This window comes from Halomonas sp. YLB-10, from assembly GCF_003856855.1.
Lineage (GTDB): Bacteria > Pseudomonadota > Gammaproteobacteria > Pseudomonadales > Halomonadaceae > Halomonas > Halomonas litopenaei.
Genome location: NZ_RRCU01000006.1, coordinates 207,329 through 224,765 on the forward strand (window position 1 = coordinate 207,329; position 17,437 = coordinate 224,765).

At 61.9% G+C, this 17,437-nt stretch carries 18 protein-coding genes; 6 read left to right on the plus strand and 12 right to left on the minus strand.

Features of this window, described 5'->3' with window-relative positions:
- Positions 1 to 132 precede the first annotated feature (132 nt).
- Positions 133 to 525, minus strand: a complete 393-nt coding sequence (gene gcvH, locus EBB56_RS14895; RefSeq protein ID WP_045991479.1) for a glycine cleavage system protein GcvH — start codon at positions 523 to 525, stop codon at positions 133 to 135.
- A gap of 564 nt (positions 526 to 1,089) precedes the next feature.
- Between gcvH and EBB56_RS14900 the strand changes: the two genes are divergently transcribed.
- Positions 1,090 to 2,481 carry a sodium:alanine symporter family protein gene (locus EBB56_RS14900; protein ID WP_045991478.1) on the plus strand — a complete coding sequence of 464 codons (1,392 nt, stop codon included), beginning with the start codon at positions 1,090 to 1,092 and terminating at the stop codon, positions 2,479 to 2,481.
- 83 nt (positions 2,482 to 2,564) lie between these two features.
- Positions 2,565 to 3,674, plus strand: a complete 1,110-nt coding sequence (gene gcvT / locus EBB56_RS14905) for a glycine cleavage system aminomethyltransferase GcvT (protein WP_045991477.1) — start codon at positions 2,565 to 2,567, stop codon at positions 3,672 to 3,674.
- Between the two features lie 175 nt (positions 3,675 to 3,849).
- Here the strand turns inward: gcvT and EBB56_RS14910 are convergent, their stop codons facing one another.
- From EBB56_RS14910 to EBB56_RS14935, 6 genes are all read right to left on the minus strand, one after another.
- Positions 3,850 to 4,470 (minus strand): alpha-ketoglutarate-dependent dioxygenase AlkB, encoded by a 621-nt coding sequence (locus EBB56_RS14910; protein ID WP_260425375.1) that lies wholly within the window; start codon positions 4,468 to 4,470, stop codon positions 3,850 to 3,852.
- A gap of 146 nt (positions 4,471 to 4,616) precedes the next feature.
- The gene (locus EBB56_RS14915) at positions 4,617 to 5,189 is read right to left on the minus strand and encodes a phosphatase PAP2 family protein (RefSeq protein ID WP_045991476.1); all 573 of its coding nucleotides are present in this window, start codon (positions 5,187 to 5,189) and stop codon (positions 4,617 to 4,619) included.
- A 134-nt stretch (positions 5,190 to 5,323) separates the two neighbouring features.
- Positions 5,324 to 6,484 (minus strand): glycosyltransferase family 1 protein, encoded by a 1,161-nt coding sequence (locus EBB56_RS14920; RefSeq protein WP_045991475.1) that lies wholly within the window; start codon positions 6,482 to 6,484, stop codon positions 5,324 to 5,326.
- Between the two features lie 163 nt (positions 6,485 to 6,647).
- Positions 6,648 to 7,586 carry a LysM peptidoglycan-binding domain-containing protein gene (locus EBB56_RS14925; protein WP_083970213.1) on the minus strand — a complete coding sequence of 313 codons (939 nt, stop codon included), beginning with the start codon at positions 7,584 to 7,586 and terminating at the stop codon, positions 6,648 to 6,650.
- Positions 7,529 to 8,404 (minus strand): acyltransferase, encoded by an 876-nt coding sequence (locus EBB56_RS14930; RefSeq protein WP_045991474.1) that lies wholly within the window; start codon positions 8,402 to 8,404, stop codon positions 7,529 to 7,531. Before EBB56_RS14930 ends, EBB56_RS14925 begins: the two co-directional genes overlap by 58 nt.
- A gap of 130 nt (positions 8,405 to 8,534) precedes the next feature.
- On the minus strand, positions 8,535 to 9,437 hold the full coding sequence (locus tag EBB56_RS14935) for a LysR family transcriptional regulator (RefSeq protein WP_045991473.1): 903 nt from the start codon (positions 9,435 to 9,437) through the stop codon (positions 8,535 to 8,537).
- A gap of 182 nt (positions 9,438 to 9,619) precedes the next feature.
- Between EBB56_RS14935 and EBB56_RS14940 the strand changes: the two genes are divergently transcribed.
- From EBB56_RS14940 to EBB56_RS14950, 3 genes are all read left to right on the plus strand, one after another.
- Positions 9,620 to 10,321 (plus strand): CoA transferase subunit A, encoded by a 702-nt coding sequence (locus tag EBB56_RS14940; RefSeq protein ID WP_045991472.1) that lies wholly within the window; start codon positions 9,620 to 9,622, stop codon positions 10,319 to 10,321.
- A gap of 57 nt (positions 10,322 to 10,378) precedes the next feature.
- Positions 10,379 to 11,038, plus strand: coding sequence for a CoA transferase subunit B (locus EBB56_RS14945; protein ID WP_045991471.1), 660 nt, complete (start codon positions 10,379 to 10,381; stop codon positions 11,036 to 11,038).
- A gap of 356 nt (positions 11,039 to 11,394) precedes the next feature.
- Complete coding sequence (locus EBB56_RS14950; RefSeq protein ID WP_045991470.1) at positions 11,395 to 12,687, plus strand: MFS transporter; 1,293 nt, start codon at positions 11,395 to 11,397, stop codon at positions 12,685 to 12,687.
- Between the two features lie 9 nt (positions 12,688 to 12,696).
- Here EBB56_RS14950 and EBB56_RS14955 read toward each other — a convergent pair whose 3' ends face one another.
- The 3 genes from EBB56_RS14955 to EBB56_RS14965 all read right to left on the minus strand — a co-directional run bounded on the left by EBB56_RS14955 (position 12,697) and on the right by EBB56_RS14965 (position 14,974).
- Positions 12,697 to 13,455, minus strand: a complete 759-nt coding sequence (locus EBB56_RS14955) for a DUF1338 family protein (protein ID WP_045991469.1) — start codon at positions 13,453 to 13,455, stop codon at positions 12,697 to 12,699.
- 237 nt (positions 13,456 to 13,692) lie between these two features.
- Positions 13,693 to 13,956 carry a GrxA family glutaredoxin gene (locus EBB56_RS14960; protein WP_045991468.1) on the minus strand — a complete coding sequence of 88 codons (264 nt, stop codon included), beginning with the start codon at positions 13,954 to 13,956 and terminating at the stop codon, positions 13,693 to 13,695.
- Positions 13,957 to 14,143: 187 nt separating this feature from the next.
- Positions 14,144 to 14,974, minus strand: a complete 831-nt coding sequence (locus tag EBB56_RS14965; protein WP_045991467.1) for an inositol monophosphatase family protein — start codon at positions 14,972 to 14,974, stop codon at positions 14,144 to 14,146.
- 121 nt (positions 14,975 to 15,095) lie between these two features.
- Here EBB56_RS14965 and hybE point away from each other — a divergent pair, with 121 nt between their 5' ends.
- Complete coding sequence (hybE, locus tag EBB56_RS14970) at positions 15,096 to 15,515, plus strand: [NiFe]-hydrogenase assembly chaperone HybE (protein WP_045991466.1); 420 nt, start codon at positions 15,096 to 15,098, stop codon at positions 15,513 to 15,515.
- Between the two features lie 141 nt (positions 15,516 to 15,656).
- Here the strand turns inward: hybE and EBB56_RS14975 are convergent, their stop codons facing one another.
- Both EBB56_RS14975 and EBB56_RS14980 read right to left on the minus strand, forming a co-directional pair.
- Complete coding sequence (locus EBB56_RS14975; RefSeq protein WP_083970212.1) at positions 15,657 to 16,898, minus strand: TRAP transporter large permease subunit; 1,242 nt, start codon at positions 16,896 to 16,898, stop codon at positions 15,657 to 15,659.
- On the minus strand, positions 16,895 to 17,350 hold the full coding sequence (locus EBB56_RS14980) for a hypothetical protein (protein ID WP_124804723.1): 456 nt from the start codon (positions 17,348 to 17,350) through the stop codon (positions 16,895 to 16,897). The genes EBB56_RS14975 and EBB56_RS14980 overlap by 4 nt, the downstream gene beginning before the upstream one ends.
- Between the last annotated feature and the right edge of the window lie 87 nt (positions 17,351 to 17,437).

Sequence of the window (17,437 nt, forward strand, 5' to 3'; positions counted from 1 at the left end):
GTGACGGACCCCGAAGATCCGGATGAATAACGGGTTGCCTCGCGTGGTGGCGGGCGCGTTGGCCGGGGCCACATGGCCCCGGCGAGGGGAGGGAGTGGCTCCCCCTTGTGGCGCGGGTCGCAGAGGCCCGGCTCAGCCTTCGGCGTCGACCACCGCCTGATAGGCGTCGGCGTCGAGCAGGTCGTCGAGGGCGCTCTGGTCGTCGAGGCGCACCTTCATGATCCAGCCATCCTCGTAAGGCGCTTCGTTGACGGTCTCCGGAGCGTCCTCGAGGGACTCGTTGACCTCGACGATCTCGCCGTCCACCGGCGCATAGAGGTCAGAGGCGGCCTTGACCGACTCGATAACGCCGAATTCGTCGCCCTTGGCGAGGCTGGTGCCGACCTCGGGCAGGTCGACGAAGACCACGTCACCCAGGGCTTCCTGAGCGTGATCGGTGATGCCGATGGTGACGGTTCCGTCGCCGTTGTCCTGAATCCATTCGTGGCTGTCGACATAGCGCAGGTTGGCGGGGATTGAGCTCATCTCGATTTCCTATACGAAAAAGGTTTTCCGGTTTCGCGCATGCTAACGCCATTCTCGGCGTTTGGCGAGTCCATGATGAGAGAAAAACGGGGTGGTCGCCGCACTCTCAAGACATAGGGTGGAACGACTCGCGGTTGGCGTCCAGTCCACGCCCGTGGCTGAAGCCACGGTGAGGTGAAGGGGATGGGCGGATGGCACGTGATGGACGCGTTGGTGGCGAGACCCGGCATGATTCGACGTTGGCGACTATGCTACAGACGTCGAAGAGGCGCGGGGGCCTTCAGCGACCAAAGGGGGATTTGCCAAGACCAACCGCCTTGGCTAAGGTGGCAAAAGTTTCCAATAGGAAACACGGTTGACGTTCATGCAAACAACGGCTGGCGAAGCGGCGTTAGCGTGGACAAGCGTTGCTGGTGCCCTTGCGACAATATCCGCTATCGTAGGCGGGTCCGTGCTGTCGATTCGTCTGATATGCCTGTTATTCCGATAACAATTCACGGTAAACAGGCTTTCTGCTGGTCGACAGCGCATAACAACAAGTGCCGAGTCAAAAGGGAGACTTCCGTGGAAGCACTCAACAATATCTTCTCCGCCATCAATGGGGTGGTGTGGGGACCGATCATGCTGATCCTGTTGCTGGGGGTGGGTATCTACCTCCAGTTGGGTCTCAAGCTCATGCCCATCCGCAAGCTGGGGATGGGGTTCAAGCTGATGTGGGGCGGGCGTGACAGCAAGTCCGAAAGCAAGGATGAAGGCGAGATCTCGCCGTTCAACGCCTTGATGACGGCGCTGTCGGCGACCATTGGTACCGGTAACATCGCCGGTGTGGCCACGGCGATTGCCCTGGGTGGCCCCGGTGCGGTGTTCTGGATGTGGATCACCGCCCTGGTGGGCATGGCCACCAAGTTTGCCGAGGCAGTGCTGGCGGTGCGCTATCGCGAGACCGATGACACCGGTTTCCATATCGGTGGGCCGATGTACTACATCAAGAACGGACTCGGCCGCAAGTGGCTGTGGCTGGGCGGTGCCTTCGCCTTCTTCGGCGCCGTGGCCGCCTTCGGTATCGGTAACACCGTGCAGTCCAACTCGGTGGCCGACGCCCTCGAGTCGAGCTTCGGCATCGAGCCCTGGATTACCGGTGTGGTGATCATGGTGCTGGCCGGTGCGGTGATCCTCGGCGGCATCAAGCGCATCGCCAAGGTGGCCGGCAAGCTGGTGCCGATCATGGGTATCGCCTACATCATCGCCGGTGTCAGTGCCCTGGCGGTCAACGCCGACCAGATCGGTGGCGCCCTGAGCAACATCTTCTACTACGCCTTCAATCCCCACGCCGCCATGGGTGGTTTCGCCGGCGCAGCGGTGATGGCGGCCATCCGTTTCGGTGTCGCTCGGGGTATCTTCTCCAACGAGGCCGGCCTTGGCAGCGCGCCGATCGCCCACGCCGCGGCCCAGACCAAGAACCCGGTTCGCCAGGGGCTGATCGCCATGCTCGGTACCTTCATCGATACCATCATGGTGTGCACCATCACCGCCCTGGTGATCCTGACCGCGCCGATCTGGGAGACCGGTGAGGCCGGCGCCTCGCTGACCGCGCTGTCGTTCGACAATGCCCTGCCCAATGGCTGGGGTGAGGCCATCGTGTCGATCGCCCTGGCGATCTTCGCCTTCACCACCATCCTTGGCTGGTCCTTCTATGGCGAGAAGTGCTTCCAGTTCCTGTTCGGTACCCGCTCCATCATGATCTACCGGGTACTGTTCGTGCTGGCCATTCCGGTGGGTGCGCTGGCCCAGCTTGGCTTCATCTGGCTGATGGCCGACACCTTCAACGCCATGATGGCGATTCCCAACCTGATCGCCCTGGCGCTGCTGTCGCCGGTGGTGTTCAAGCTGACCAAGGACTACTTCGACGGCAAGGACATCCTGCCGGGCGAGGCCCTTGATCACGACAAGTCCTGAGCCTGAGCCGACCACGGGAGGTGCCCTCAGGGGCACCTCCTGTCGTTGCAAGGGTTCTTTCACGAACCACGAGACGAAACGCCATGAGTGAACTCAAGACGACACCGCTGAATGCCCTGCATCGAGAGCTGGGGGCCAAGATGGTCCCGTTCGCGGGCTATGACATGCCCGTTCAGTATCCGCTGGGGGTCAAGAAAGAGCACGAGCACACCCGCGCGGCCTGCGGCCTGTTCGACGTCTCGCACATGGCGCAGATCCTGATTCGTGGCGAGAACGCGCTGGCCGCGCTGGAGACCCTGGTGCCGGCGGATCTGGTCGGCCTGCCCGAAGGCATGCAGCGCTATGGCCTGTTTACCAGCGAAGACGGCGGGATCCTCGATGACCTGATGACGGTCAACGCCGGTGACCACCTTTACCTGGTGGTCAACGCGGCCTGTCGTGATCAGGACATCGCCCATCTGCGTCGCGGGCTGCCCGACCACGAAGTCGAGGTAGTCGATCGCGGCCTGCTGGCGCTGCAGGGGCCGAAGACCGCCGATGTCATGGCGCGCCTGTGTCCGGCAGCCTGCGAGATGGTGTTCATGCAGCATGGTCGCTTCGACATCGACGGTATCCCGGTGTGGATCAGCCGCAGCGGCTATACCGGCGAGGATGGCTTCGAGATCTCGGTGCCGGCGGATCAGACCGACGCCCTGGCGCGCAAGCTGCTGGCCGAGGAAGAGGTCGAGGCCATCGGCCTGGGGGCGCGTGATTCCCTGCGCCTGGAGGCCGGGCTCTGTCTCTACGGCCACGATATCGATACCACCACCACGCCGGTGGAGGCGGGGCTGATCTGGGCCATTGGCAAGCCACGTCGTCGTGGCGGCGAGCGCGCCGGTGGATTCCCGGGGGCTGATCTGGTGCTGCACCAGGTCGAAGTCAAGGACCACCAGCGCAAGCGCGTCGGCCTGCTGGGCGAGGGGCGTGCTCCGGTGCGCGAAGGTGCCGAGCTCTACAGCGAGGACGATCGTCTGCTCGGGCAGGTGACCTCCGGTGGCTTTGGCCCCAGCGTCGGCAAGCCGGTGGCCATGGGCTACGTCAGCCTCGATCACGCCGAGATCGGCACCACCGTGTACGCCGAGGTGCGTGGCAAGCGTTTGCCGATGACGGTGACGCGCATGCCGGTCATCACACCGGGTTACTATCGCGGCTGACAACGCGGCTGACAACGCGGCTGACAACGCGGCTGACATCTCGATAGATAACGCGTTATACCGTTATCTTGTGTGGCGGAAAGTGCCATCGGATGAACGATCAACGGCGCCCACAGGGCGCCGTTTTTATGTCCTGGAGAAAGAGACGGCTCGGGTCTGGCGCCGGCATTGCAGGTCAGACGACAAGTCGACGAAAGGTCAGGTTGATTCGCTCACCCGGAATCTTGCGTGGCAGCAGGGCGTGTTCGAGCTGTTCCTGGCAGCCGGGCCCCATCCATAGCAGGCTGCCGCTTTCGAGCCAGACGTTGAAGGCCGCGGACGAGCGGTCCTTCCAGCGAAAGCGCATGGGACGGGTCGCCCCCAGGCTGATGGAGGCGATGGTAGGGCAATCGCCAAGTTCCGCTTCGTTATCGCAGTGCCAGCCCATGCGGTCCTCGCCGTTGCGATAGCGGTTGATCAGTACGCTATTGAAGGCGCTGGTCGGTGTGCTCTTTTCGACGGCCGAAAACCGTTCGAGCAGGCCATTGAGACGATCACGCAGGGCCGCCACCGACGGATGCCAGGGGCAGGGCGCGAAGTCCCTGCCGGAGTAGCGATAGGCGTGATCGCCCATCCATACCTGCTGGCGGGGAATGGGATGACTGCGCCCGTAAAGGGTCAGTTCGGGCTGCTGCCAGTCGAGTTCCTGGCGCAGCCTATCCTGCAGGTCGCTTGCATCGGGCTCGCTTATGAGCCCGGGCAGGTAGTAAAGCGGTGGGGTCTCGACCAGGGTTTGGGATGGCGCTTCGTGTAGCAATTTGAACAGCGCTTTGGGGTCATGTGGTGGCATTCAAGCAGGATGCCAGTGAAGGCTGGCTGGCGCCACCGATCAGGAGCGGTGGCGCTTTTTCTGGAGATGCGGGCGAGATGCGGGCGAGCGGCAGTGATGCCCCCGAGGCGGCGTCAGTGGGACGCCGCGATCAGCAGAGTGGTCGAGGAAAGCCCGAGGCTAGCCAGGGCCATGCCATAGCCAAGCGCCGCGCCGGCAAGGACGTCACTGTAGTAGTGCAGTCCCAGGCCCACCCGCGAGATGGCGATCAAGCCCGCCAGGGGCAGCAGCCAGGGCAGCAATGCGGGGCTGTGTACTGCGACCAGGGTGCAGAACATCACCGCGTGCATGGTGTGGCCGCTGGGGAAGCTGTAGCGGTCCCTGGCCGGTTCGTTGCACTGGATGCTGCCGCCAAAGGTGATGAAGGGCCGTTCTCGACACAGACGGGTCTTCAGCAGCTTGTACACCGCGATCGCCACCACGGCGGTGACGGTGTATTCGAGCATCAGGCGCAGACCGATATCGCGGCCGTGGATCGCCGGCAACGCCACGATCAGCGCCACCCAGATCGGCCAGTCGCCCAGCTTGCTGGAGATCTTCAAGGTGGATAGCCAGGGGCGGTGAATGCTGAGGCCGGCGGTGCGCTGGCACAGTTGCCACTCGAGCATATCCAGGCGGTCGAACATCTGCGGGATTTTAGTGGGCATGTCACATCTCCCTGGCGGTAAGTCGTCTTCTAGCGTCTTTTGTCGTCATGTGTCGTCATGTGTCGTGCTAGGGCCCGCTTCCTGTGGCCTCCACGCCGCCGCTCGGGCCGGCGGCGGGGTGTTCAACGAGCGATCTAGGCCTTGGCGGGGTCCGACAGGCCGGTTCCCGACGTCAGGGCTTGGTGATGGGCGTCGAGGAAGGTCTGGGCGATGGATGGCCAGCGGTAGGCCAGGGCGCGTTCCCGGGCGGCGCGGCCCAGGCGGGCGTAGCGTGCCTGCTGCTGGCATAGCGCTGTCGCCTGCTGACGGAATTCGGCGTTGTCACCGGCGGCGACGCTGACCCCATCCTTGTCGGTGGTGATCAACTCGGCGCCGGCCGCGTGGCGGAAGGCTACGACCGCCAGGCCGCTGGCCATGGCTTCGAGAATGACGTTGCCCCAGGTCTCCGACAGCGAGGGAAAGACGAAGATGTCGGCGCTGGCGTAGTGGATTTGCATCTCGGCGGAATCGATGAAGCCGGTAAAGATGGCGTCCGGCAGGGCCTTTTCCAGCGATGCCCGCCCGGGGCCGTCGCCCACCACCACCAGGCGCATGTCGGGGCGCGCCTCGAGCATGTCGAGAAAGGTGTCGCGCAACAGCTCCAGGTTCTTCTCTGGCGCCAGTCGGCCCACGTAGAGCGCCACCGGCTGGTGCTGGCCGACACCCCAGCTGTCGCGCAGTTGCTGACTACGCTTGGCGGGGGTGAAACGATCGCCTTCGATGCCGCGTGCCATGACGCTGACGCGCTCGAAGCCTCTTTGCGCAAGCTCCCGGGCTTGCTGATGGGTCGGTACCAGGGTCGCCGCACAGCGATTGTGAAAATGACGCAGGCGATTGCGTACCAGTGGCGCCAGCCACGGCAGACCATAGTCCTGGCAGTAGTGATCGAAGTTGGTGTGCCAGCCGCTGACCACGGGAATGTCCAGCTTTTCTGCCGCGCGCAGCGCTGACCAGCCCAAGGGGCCTTCGGTCGCTACATAGATGGCGTCGGGACGATTGTCGCGCCATAGCCTGCGCAAACGACTGGCGGAGGCCCAGCCGATACGCACTTCCTTGTAGCGCGGCATCGACATGCCGCGTACACGAAGTTCGTGGGCCATCCCGGTGGCGGGTTCGGTGGAGCCGTCGACGGGGGCCGGCCGGACCAGCTGCAGCGTCACGCCAAGAGCACGCAGTTCCTGGCTGATGCGCCCCAGCGTATGGGCGACCCCATTGATATCAGGAGACCAGGTTTCGCTGACCAGACAGATGCGCATGGAATTCCTCGTACCGGTCGGGCCCCGTATGGCCCGCTCCCGAGACAGAGTGATGCTCCAGCATGACATCTCTAGGTCAGCGATATGAACAGGCTGTTACGGTGTCGATGGGGCCGGGCGACGGACAAGCGCATTGCGCTTGCGTCGACTCGGCCCGCAGCGCTCAGCGAAGGATGGTGTCCGGGTCGATGGGCTTGCCGCCATGGCGCATGTCGAACAGCAGATCGTGGCGGCCGGTCGAGGCATGCTTGCCGACCACGCATAGTGGGGTGCCGCGGCTGACCTGTTCTCCCTGCTTGACCAGCAGGTCGTCACATAGCGCGTAGACACTCTGCAGGTTATCGGCGTGGTGCACGATCACCACCTGGCCCAGTTGCCGCATGCCGTCGGCGAACCGCACCTGGCCATCGGCAACGGCCTTGGCCCGGGCGCCCTCGTCGGTGGCCAGCAGCATCGGCTGCAGGCTGCCGCGGCTGTCCTTGCCGTAACGGCGCACCACCCGATAGTCGTCCAGCGGCCAGGGCCAGCCACGAGCGTTTGAGGCGACCGGACCGGGATCCGGCAACGAAGCGGAGCGAGAGGGGCTGGACGTGCCTGAGCTGCTGGACGTGCCTGAGCTGCTGGCGACCGATCGGCTGGCCAGCGGCACCTGGATCACCTGGCCGACCTTGAGGTCGGTGGCGCGGACGCCAGGATTGGCACTCTGGATGCGCTGAGCGGTGGTGCCGAAGCGCCTGGCAACGGCGCTATAGGTGTCGCCGGGGCGGATCTGATAGCGATAGGGGCCGCCGGACGGCGCCCGCTCCTGATGAGAGGGCACCAGCAGGCGCTGACCCACGGCCAGGTGGCGGGCGTCGACACCCGGATTGAAGCGCTGCAGCCGCAATAGCGGTACGCCGGCGCGGCGGGCGATGGAGCCGAGGGTGTCGCCGCGCTGCACGCTGATCCAGTCGCCGGCAATGCTGCTGCCGGCGACGCTGGCGCTGCGTTGCGATGACGTCGGGGATGCCCCCTGACCGGCGCAGCCGGCCAGCAGCAGGGCGATCACCAGCGGTGCGAGTCGAGTGAGGCGTCCTTGTTCTGCCACAGGGCGTTGAGCCATGAGTGGAAGCGTTCCTTGTAGTGCGGGTCGTCGTGATAGCGCCCCTCCAGCATCCACGGCGCCACGTCGAGGCGGCGTGCATCAAGGCGAATGGCCTTCTCCTGGCCGCACAGGAAGCGCCAGAAGCTGGGTTGGCTCGACTGGTAGTCGATGGTGAGGTCGATGATGGCGTCGAGACGATCGCCGAGCAGGTTCAGTACCTGGGCGATGCCGCCGGCCTTGGGGCGCAACAGATGGCGAAAGGGGCTTTGCCTGGCCTCGCGCTTGGCCGGGGTGAAACGGGTCCCTTCGACAAAGTTGATGATGGCAATGGGAACGTCGCGGGCACGCTTGCACATGCGCTCGGTGGCCTTGCGATCGCGTTCGGCCAGGCGTGGGTTGGCGGCCAGGCGCTCCTTGCTGTAGCGGCGCATGAAGGGAAACTCCAGTGCCCACCAGGCCATCCCTACTACCGGGATCCAGATAAGCTGCTGCTTGAGAAAGAAGCGTGGCATCGGGATCTTGCGATGAAACGCCATCATCAGCAGGAAGATGTCGGTCCAGCTCCGATGGTTGGACAGCACCAGGTACCAGGCGTCCGGGCTCAGCCCCTCGGGCACCGACATGCGAAGGTCGGGCTTGATCCAGTGACGCATCCACCACAGGTTGAAACCGATCCAGTTGAGGGCGATGGCGTTGAGCCCGGCCAGCACGCGCCGCTGCCAGCGTCGCCCGGGGGTGACCACCTTGAGCAGGGTCAGGATCACCAACGGGATGGTCCAGAATAGCGTGTTGCCAACCAGCAGCAGAACGCTGATCAGGCCCTTGAGGGTCGACATTCCTTGGATAACCTCGCAACAGCAGATAGAGCGGGTGTCGCCTGGCCGTGACAGTGGGCGAGGCAGGCCCGCCAATCCTAATGGATCCGGTGCCGGCTGCCCAGTGCGAGGGTCCACGGCCATGTCAGCGTCATGCTTCTGAGAGGGTCGGTGTCTCGATATTGTCGACCAGTACCTGGAGCATGGCGCGGGCGGCCACCGACAGCTCGTGGGGGTTCCAGGTGACCACCCCCACGGCGCGCTCGATGACGGGATCCTTGAGTGGGCGGCAGACCGCGCCGGCCTCCTGCATCTGACGCAGGCACAGCGAGGGCACGGCGCTGACGCCCAGGCCATTGGCCACCATGCGTCCGACGCTGGCGAGCTGATGGGTCTCGAAGGCTACCTTGAGGGCCCCGTGTCGGGCACCGAGCTGCTGCTCCAGCAGGCGGCGTACCATGGAAGGCCGCTGCAGCGCCACGAAGTCCCAGCTCATCAGGCTTTCCCAGTCGAGGCTTGAATGCTGTACCAGAGGCGAGCGTGGGGGCAGCACGGCCACGAAGCGGTCGTGAAACAGCGGAGTGAAGTGCAGGCTGCCGGTGGCCTCCGGCTCGAAGGCGATGCCCATCTCCACCTGGCGCTGGCGCACCATGTCGATCACCTGCTCGTTGACCACGTCATGTACGGTGACGTTGATACGCGGGTGCTGGCGGTGAAACACCCCCAGCGCCGGGGCCAGCAGATTGCCGGCAAAGGCCGGCATGGCGGCCAGGGAGAGCCGTCCAAGTTGCAGGGTGAAGCGTTGGCGCAGGGCGTCCTCGGTGTTGTCCCATTCCACCAGCAAGCGTTTGGCCAGCGGCACCAGGGACTCACCTTCGGGGGTCAGGCGGACGCTTCGGGTCGTGCGGATCAGCAGTCTACCGCCTAGGCTGTCCTCGAGACCCTTGATCGCCAGGCTCAGCGCCGGCTGGGAGAGGTGGAGCTGTTCACAGGCCTGGGTGAAGCTCAGGGTTCTGGCCACCGCCAGAAAGGCACGCAGTTGCTTGACGGTCACGACATGCTACCAAGGTCAAATTTATTTAAAGATATAAATAATCAATAAAGAAAACAAACTTAACAAATATATGGGGGCGAGCAACACTGCCTTCAGTGCTACCTTGAGGCAGGGCGGGGCACCGGAACGGTGCCGGTTCGCCACCTCTCCTTTCACTTTCATCGACAGACGAGGCGCCCCACATGGCCGGATTCGACAAGCGCGTGTATTCCTATGAAGAGGCGATGGACGGCATCGAGAGCGGTATGACGGTGCTGGCCGGAGGCTTCGGTCTCTGCGGCATTCCGGAGAACCTGATCGCCGAGATCAAGCGTCGCGGGGTCAAGGACCTCACGGTGGTCTCCAACAACTGTGGCGTCGATGGCTTTGGCCTCGGGGTGCTGCTGGAGGATCGTCAGATCAGCAAGATCCTGGCCTCCTACGTGGGCGAGAACGCCCTGTTCGAGCGTCAGATGCTCGACGGTGAGATCGATGTGCAGCTGACCCCGCAGGGGACCCTGGCCGAAAAGATGCGCGCCGGCGGTGCCGGTATTCCCGCCTTCTACACGGCAACCGGCTATGGGACCCCCATCGGTGAGGGCAAGGAAGTGCGCGAATTCAACGGTCGCCACTATATCCTCGAAGAGGCCATCGTCGGTGACTTCGCCATCGTCAAGGGCTGGAAGGCCGATCGCTACGGCAATGTGGTCTATCGCAAGACCGCCCAGAACTTCAATCCCATGGTCGCCACCGCCGGCAAGATCACGGTGGTCGAGGTCGAAGAGATCGTCGAGCCGGGCGAGCTGGATCCGGCCGAGATCCACACGCCCGGTATCTACGTCGACCGCCTGATCCAGGGCACCTTCGAGAAGCGTATCGAGAAGCGCACCGTACACCAGGGCTGATCAGGCGCATCGCCCTGACGCAACGACTTCTCCAAAGAACAGCAAAGAGGCATCAAGATGGCACTCACTCGTGAACAGATGGCGCAGCGTGTCGCGCGCGAACTCGAAGACGGCTTCTACGTGAACCTGGGCATCGGCATTCCGACCCTGGTGGCAAACTATATTCCGGAAGGCATGGACGTGATGCTGCAGTCCGAGAACGGTCTGCTCGGCATGGGGCGTTACCCCACCGAGGAAGAGGTCGATCCGGACATGATCAACGCAGGCAAGCAGACCGTCACCGCGCGTCCGGGGTCGGCGATCTTTTCCTCGGCGGAGTCCTTCGCGATGATTCGCGGTGGTCACGTCGACCTGACGGTGCTGGGCGCCTTCGAGGTCGACCAGAACGGCAACATCGCTTCCTGGATGATCCCGGGCAAGCTGATCAAGGGCATGGGCGGAGCCATGGACCTGGTGGCGGGTGCCGAAAACATCATCTGCACCATGACCCACGCCTCCAAGGACGGCACTTCCAAGCTGCTGGAGTCCTGCAGCCTGCCGCTGACCGGTGCCGGCTGCATCAATCGTGTGCTGACCGATCTGGCCTATCTGGAGATCGATAACGGCGCCTTTATCCTCAAGGAGCGGGCACCGGGCGTCAGTGTCGAGGAGATCAAGGAAAAGACCGCCGGCAAGCTGATCGTGCCGGATGACGTCCCGGAAATGGTCTTCGACTGACCAAAACGCCCTTTGACCAGCGTCACCCTTGCCGAGCCAGCATGTTCTGCTGGCTGATACCTTGAGCGAGAACAAGGTTTTGGCACCCTCGCAGCGGCCCGGCTTACGCCGGGCCGCTGGCGTTTGCGAGACCCTGTCGCGGTTGCCGAATTTATGACCATCTTGAGTCCGGTGCCGCAGTGATCGGGCTTTTGGACGGTTCAAACGCCTTGATGCACAGCTTTATCCACAGAATCTGTGGATGAACCTCGTGGGAGGGATGGAGACTCGAGCCCTGGCAGGTACAATGCGGCGCCCAGGTCACTGGTCGAGACGGGCTCTCGGCCGGCCATTCGCCATCGCCACGGAGGTCTGTGTTGCGCGCACTCCCTGCCACTCTCCCGGTTCTGTTCCTGTGTGAGATCAGCTTCCTGCTGGGTCACGGTCTGATCATGACCCTGCTCGGGGTCCGCATGTCGCTGGAGGGCTTCCCCTCCCAGATGGCGGGGCTTCTGATGTCGAGCTTCTCGCTGGGGTTCGTGGCCGGAAGCTACTGGCTCGAGAAGCGCATTCGCAGCGTCGGCCATATTCGCGTGTTCGCCGCCTGTGCGGCGTCGCTGGCGGTTACCGCCATGCTTCATGGACTGTGGATCAATCCCTGGGCCTGGCTGGTCTGGCGGCTGATCGGGGGTGGTGCCACGGCGGGCCTGTTGATGGTCATGGAGTCCTGGGTGTCGGGGGAGTCCAGCAACGATAATCGCGGTCGCGTTCTGGGCTGGTACATGGTGATTTCGACCACCTCGCTGGCCGGCGGCCAGTGGATGCTCAATCTGGCCGACCCGGGCGGCCCGGTACTGTTCTCGGTGGTGGGGATGCTGTTTGCGCTGTCGCTGGTCCCGTTGTCGATTCATCGTATCCAGGGGCCCAGTCGTCACCACGACGTGACGCCGCGCAAGATTCGTCTGTCGACCCTGTATCGGCGGGCGCCGGTGGGCCTGGTCGGTGCCTTTACCGGCGGCCTGATGGTGCAGGCGTTCTTCGCCATGACTCCGTACTACGGTCAGGAGATCGGCCTGACCACTGCCCAGACCGCCAAGTTCATGGCGGTTACCACCCTGGTGGCGCTGGTCGCCCAGTGGGGGCTGGGACGGGTTTCGGATCGACTCGACCGGCGTCGCGTCATTCTGTGGATGGCGATCGTAATGACCGTCACCGGTGCTCTGATCTCGGCGGCGGCCGGTGCCAGCTTCTGGCTGCTGCTGGCGATCGCCTGCGGCCACACTGCCATGCTGCACACCCTGTATTCGCTCAGTCTGGCCCATACCAATGACTGGCTCGAACCCGAGGAGGTGGTCGCTGCCAATGCCAAGCTGATGATCTGGTACGGCATCGGCTCGGTCATCGGGCCTTTCAGTGCCTCGCTGGTGATGCAGGCGGCGGGTCCCGACGGGCTATGGCTGTTTCTCGGCATGGCGGCCTTTGCCCTGGCCATGTTCGTGATGGTCAGGCTCCACGGTGAGCGGGGCAAGTCGGTCGAGCAGGAGCCCTTCGTCGCTCAGCCGGTGATGGAGACTCCGCACTTCGCCGAGATCGATCCCCGCTACGAGCCCCAGCAGCTTGAGCTGGACCTGGAGGGTGAAGAAGAGCACACAGCCGACGCCGTCGGCTGACGCCCGGCGTCAGGTGATTTCGCAGCGGCTGTGGGGTGGCAGCATCACGTCGGCGGTGCGTTGCTGGCCCGCACTGGCCTGTTTTTCCAAGAGCAGCAGGCCGCCGAGCTGCACCCGATGTTCATCTCCCAGGGCGAACGCCAGACGCCGAGAACAGGTCGGGTAGAAGCGGTGTTCGACCATCGCCGACAGGGGGAGCGCCAGATCCTCGTTCTGTCCGGCGTGCAGGCCATGTTGCTGGAGTGCCTGGTCCAGCTCGACCAGGCTTCTGTCGAGTCTGCGGCAATCGAAGGCGACGTGATGCACCCGGGGGCCCATGACCGCCAGCCAGCCGGCCAGTGGATGGGCGCGATGAAGCTGCTGGTAGCTGTCCCAGTCAGGCATCGACCAGGGGCGGTTGGCGCCAAGCAATGGGGTTCGTTCTGCGTTGCCGGTGGCGACCAGCTTCAGCAGAGTATCGCGAGGCTGGCGCGACAGACGGGTGGTCTGCAGCTCGACGATGTTCAGTCTCGGCCCTTCTTCACGGCCGGCGAACAGGCAGGCGAGCAGGCCTCGGTCGGGCAGGGCGTAACGATATAGAGGGCGGTAGCCGTGCTGTTCAAGAGCCGGCAACAGGGAGGCCAGGCTCCAGGGGGACTGGCTCACGGTGACCAGCGTGAAGCACTCGACCGGCGCATCCACCGGCCACAGGCGCAGCGCACCGATGTCAGGGTGCTGATGGACGTAGTCCAGCCACAATTGCTGAACGAAGCGCTGCTGCTCTGTCATTGCCGATCCTTGCCTGCCAGGAAGCCTGTTCTGTGAGTATAGGCAGGAAGGAGGGACGATCTTTCAACGACGGGCGAACGTTCAACGGTTTCGGCGGCCAGACGGGTGAGGGCAAGCTCTGTTGGCCAGGATGGGCAGGGCAGGTGGCATGACCAGGCGCACGTTTCGTGGGGTCTTCAGCAAAAAAACGGGAAGCCCATGTGGGCTTCCCGTCTTGTTACCGGCTGTGCCGTCGGTTCAGGCAGGCATCAGCTCATTGTCGCGAACGTACTGGTCGAATTCGGTGAAGCCGCCCACGTGGGTCTGGTCGACGAAGATCTGCGGCACGGTGGTGACCGGCTTGCCGATGGTCTTTTCCATATCGGCCTTGGTGATGCCTTCTTCGTGAATGTCCACGTAGCGGTAGCCCTCGATGCGACCGGCGTCGCTCAGAGAGTTGGCGAGCTCCTTGGCGCGTACGCAGAAGGGGCAGCCGGGGCGACCGAAGATGACAACAATCATGAAAGCTCCTCGCATCGTTGATGCAGTGGGTAGTGTTGAATCAGCGACCTGTCCGACGCCATGCGGCGGGACGGTCAATGAGTAAGTGGATGGCGCGCATTGTGACGGATTGCGTCGCGGAAGGCCAATAGCGTTGCTGAATGCCGTTCGATCGAACACGGCTATCGGCATGGCGAAAAGTCGACGCTCAACCGATACCGATATCGCGCAATTCCCCTGCGTCGGCCTGGCGCAGCAGCTCTCCGAGTTCGTCGAAGATCGCCGGGGCGCTGACCAGCAGGTTCTCGCCGTAAAGGTCCTCGGGCAGGCCCTCCGGGCAGGGATACAGGTGCCCGGTGCGGGCGCCGGCCTCTCGGGCGATCAGCCAGCCTGCGGCGAAATCCCAGGGAGAGACGGTTTCGTAGTAGGCGTCCAGGCGACCACAGGCGACATCGCACAGATCCAGGGCGGCGGCGCCGTTGCGACGCACATCGCGACAGTGGTGAAGCACCGCGCCAAGGCGTCGCATCAGGGGCAGACGGCTATCACGCCGGTACGGAAAGCCGGTACCGACCAGGCTCTGCTCGAGGGACTCGCTCTGGCTTGCGCTGATCGACTGTCCATTGCGCCAGGCGCCCTTGTCGCGTATTGCGGTGAAGGTCTCGCCGAGGAAGGGGGCATGGACCACGCCCAATTGGGTGACCCCATCCTTGACGTAGGCGATGGACACCGCCACATGGAAGAGTCCGTGGGCAAAATTGACGGTACCATCGATGGGATCGACCACCCACAGGGCGCCATCTTCTTCCACGGCATCCTTGTCGGGGGCCAGCTCCTCGCTGAGGCGGTCCTCGCCGGGGAAGGCCGATTCCAGGCGTTCGGTGATCATGGTGTCCACCGCCACGTCGGTATCGGTGACCAGCTCCTGGCCTTCCTTGAAGTGATGCTTGAGGTCGTCACCTTCGCGGGCATCGCGGATCATCTTGCCAGCCGCCGTGGCGATGTCGATGGTGGCTTCCAGACGTTCCTCGAGGGTCATGGGCGACTCCTTGCAGGGGGAGGGATTTTGGCTGAAGTCTAACATTCCCGTTCGGCGCGTGCCTGTGGGTGTCGAGGACAGTAACGGGGAATCAAGGGTTCAACAGTGACAGGAAGGTGTGATGTCGGCGTTATCGATGGAGCAGTACCGGCGGCTGGAACGTCTTGCCAGGGAATTCAGTGATCGTCACCTGCAGGCGTTCAAGGCGCGCCCGGAGTTTCACCCCCGGCTTGCGGTGGATGCCTTGTGTTTTGCGCCCTGTCCTGGCCGTCCTGGATGGCTGGTTGGCGCCTGGCTGACGCCCTGCGACCTGTCGCTGGCGCTGGTGCGGGAATCCGCCGAGGCGTGCGATACGGGCACGGCCGGGCCTCAGGTGCTGGAGCTGCCAAGGGGGGAATTCGAGCTGGAGCCGGAAATCATGGCCGGGGACATATTGTGGCGCTGCCTGCTGTTGAACGACCTTGGCGATGTCGACGACATGGGCGAGGCCTGTCGCCTGGCACAGCGGCTGATGGACAAGGTGATGACGGCCCCCGAGTGAGTCGACATGATAGCAGTCACTGTCCGGGGGCATGGCTGTGGGTGGCTTTGTTACATTATTGATAAAAGTGCTGTCTTGGTCGTGACTTTATATCGTTTTTATCAGTGAATTCCTGGTAATGGTTGATTGATATATTTTTATTTATTGGCTCAATGTACAGCTTACTACAATAAATATTGAAATAGAGACTATGAGGAGATAGCCTGATGCAAGGCTGTGACATCGCGATGGTGTGCCTTGTTCGCTTGTTGGACGCTTGTAGAGTTCGACCAAGAGCTGTGCAAAGAGGGCCCCGATACTGGTCAGGGAAATCATGAAAAAACCAAGCTGGAATTCGTCTATACCAAGCTGGTCGGTCAAGGGATAGACTAGCGGTGTCAAGATGATCAGTGCAGCGACGGCTCTTGTCAAACAGGCTGTCACCACCACCGCAGTAGCAACGATAAGTAGTGTGGAGTAGGTGGTGCTGTCAAGGGAAAGCGCTGTTTCGATAATGCGGTCCGAAATTCCAGAGTGCTGAAGACTCGCGTTGAGTAATCCGGAAAATCCAATTGTTACTATTATCACAGATGAGGTTATTGATGATTGAATCAAGATTCTGCGTATGTCGCGTAGCGCTAAGGTTCTATGGATAAATAATGCTCCGAGTAAAGCATGGATGACAGCCAGCATCGCTGCTTCCGAAAAACGGAATATGTAGGAGCTTACCCCACCAATCACAATCAAGGGTATCGCTAGATCCCATATGGCAGAAAATACTGAAAACAGAAAAGAGGGCGAACGGAGGTTTCCATCATGGTATGAGCGTGAATGAGTGTTCTGATATGTACAGATGATGGTCAGAATAGCGGATAGCACGAGTATTGCTGGAACCAGCTTTGGATACACGTCACTGGCTAGCATGTAAGAGACTGATATAAAAACGGCAGCAAGAACCGATAGCGCTGTAAATGCACTCACAATTGTCGGGATAGCTCTATTGGTTCGGTATTGCGGTGCGTGGCCAAGGTTGTTTGACGTGCCTGATAACAATTGCGTGACAGGCCCATGACTACTTGCAGTGTCTGGTTCGGATGCCGTGTCTGAAACCGTCTGCGACAGAGGGGTAGCGTCTTTCACGATGCCGAAGACGCCAAAGGTGAGACTCTTCAAGCTGGCACTGACTCTTCCATGAGTGATGAGATCTCCGGTTACGATGAGTAAAGGGATGGCTTCCAACTGCAGACTCTGCATATTGTGCAAGAACTGAAAAGTGACTAGTCCATAAGTCAGGTCTTGCGTCTCGATTAGACCAACGCCCACTACCCCTATCACGAAGATGACGGGAACTCCAAGTACTAGAAGTTCTGCCAGGACAGCAAACACCAGACTCAAGGGGGTCATTGAGTGATCGCCTCAGTTGGTGGTGTCGTAAACCATGCTCGTGAAAATGCAATCAAGGAGGTGTAGCTCATCATCATAAACATGATAGGTAGCATTGTCTGGCCCAAGGCGCGAAGATTTTCCTCATAAAATATGTGTTCTATGTTTGCAAGCAGGAGATTTTCATGGAAAAGGTAGGTTAGTATGATCATGATCTTCATTGTCGCTAATTGAGCGAGAATCATGATCTTGTTCCTTGCACTATCGGGGAGCGTGTTCGCGATGTATGTAAGGGCGAAATAGCACCCCCGTCGATGAGCCATTGTTGCTCCTGGAAGCACGATGCAGATTGTGAGCAAATCAACGAGTCCAAATGGATAGTTGATTGTATTGAGGAAAAGTCGGTAAACTGCTCCAAAAGCGATCAGCAGGAATAGGCTGATCATTGCAATAAGAATCAGGTATCCAGTCATTCTATCGATTTCCTGATCTATTTTTTGCATCGCTATCAACATGGCGAATGTGTTCTCGTCTGGTTGGATGGAATTGATGATTTCCTT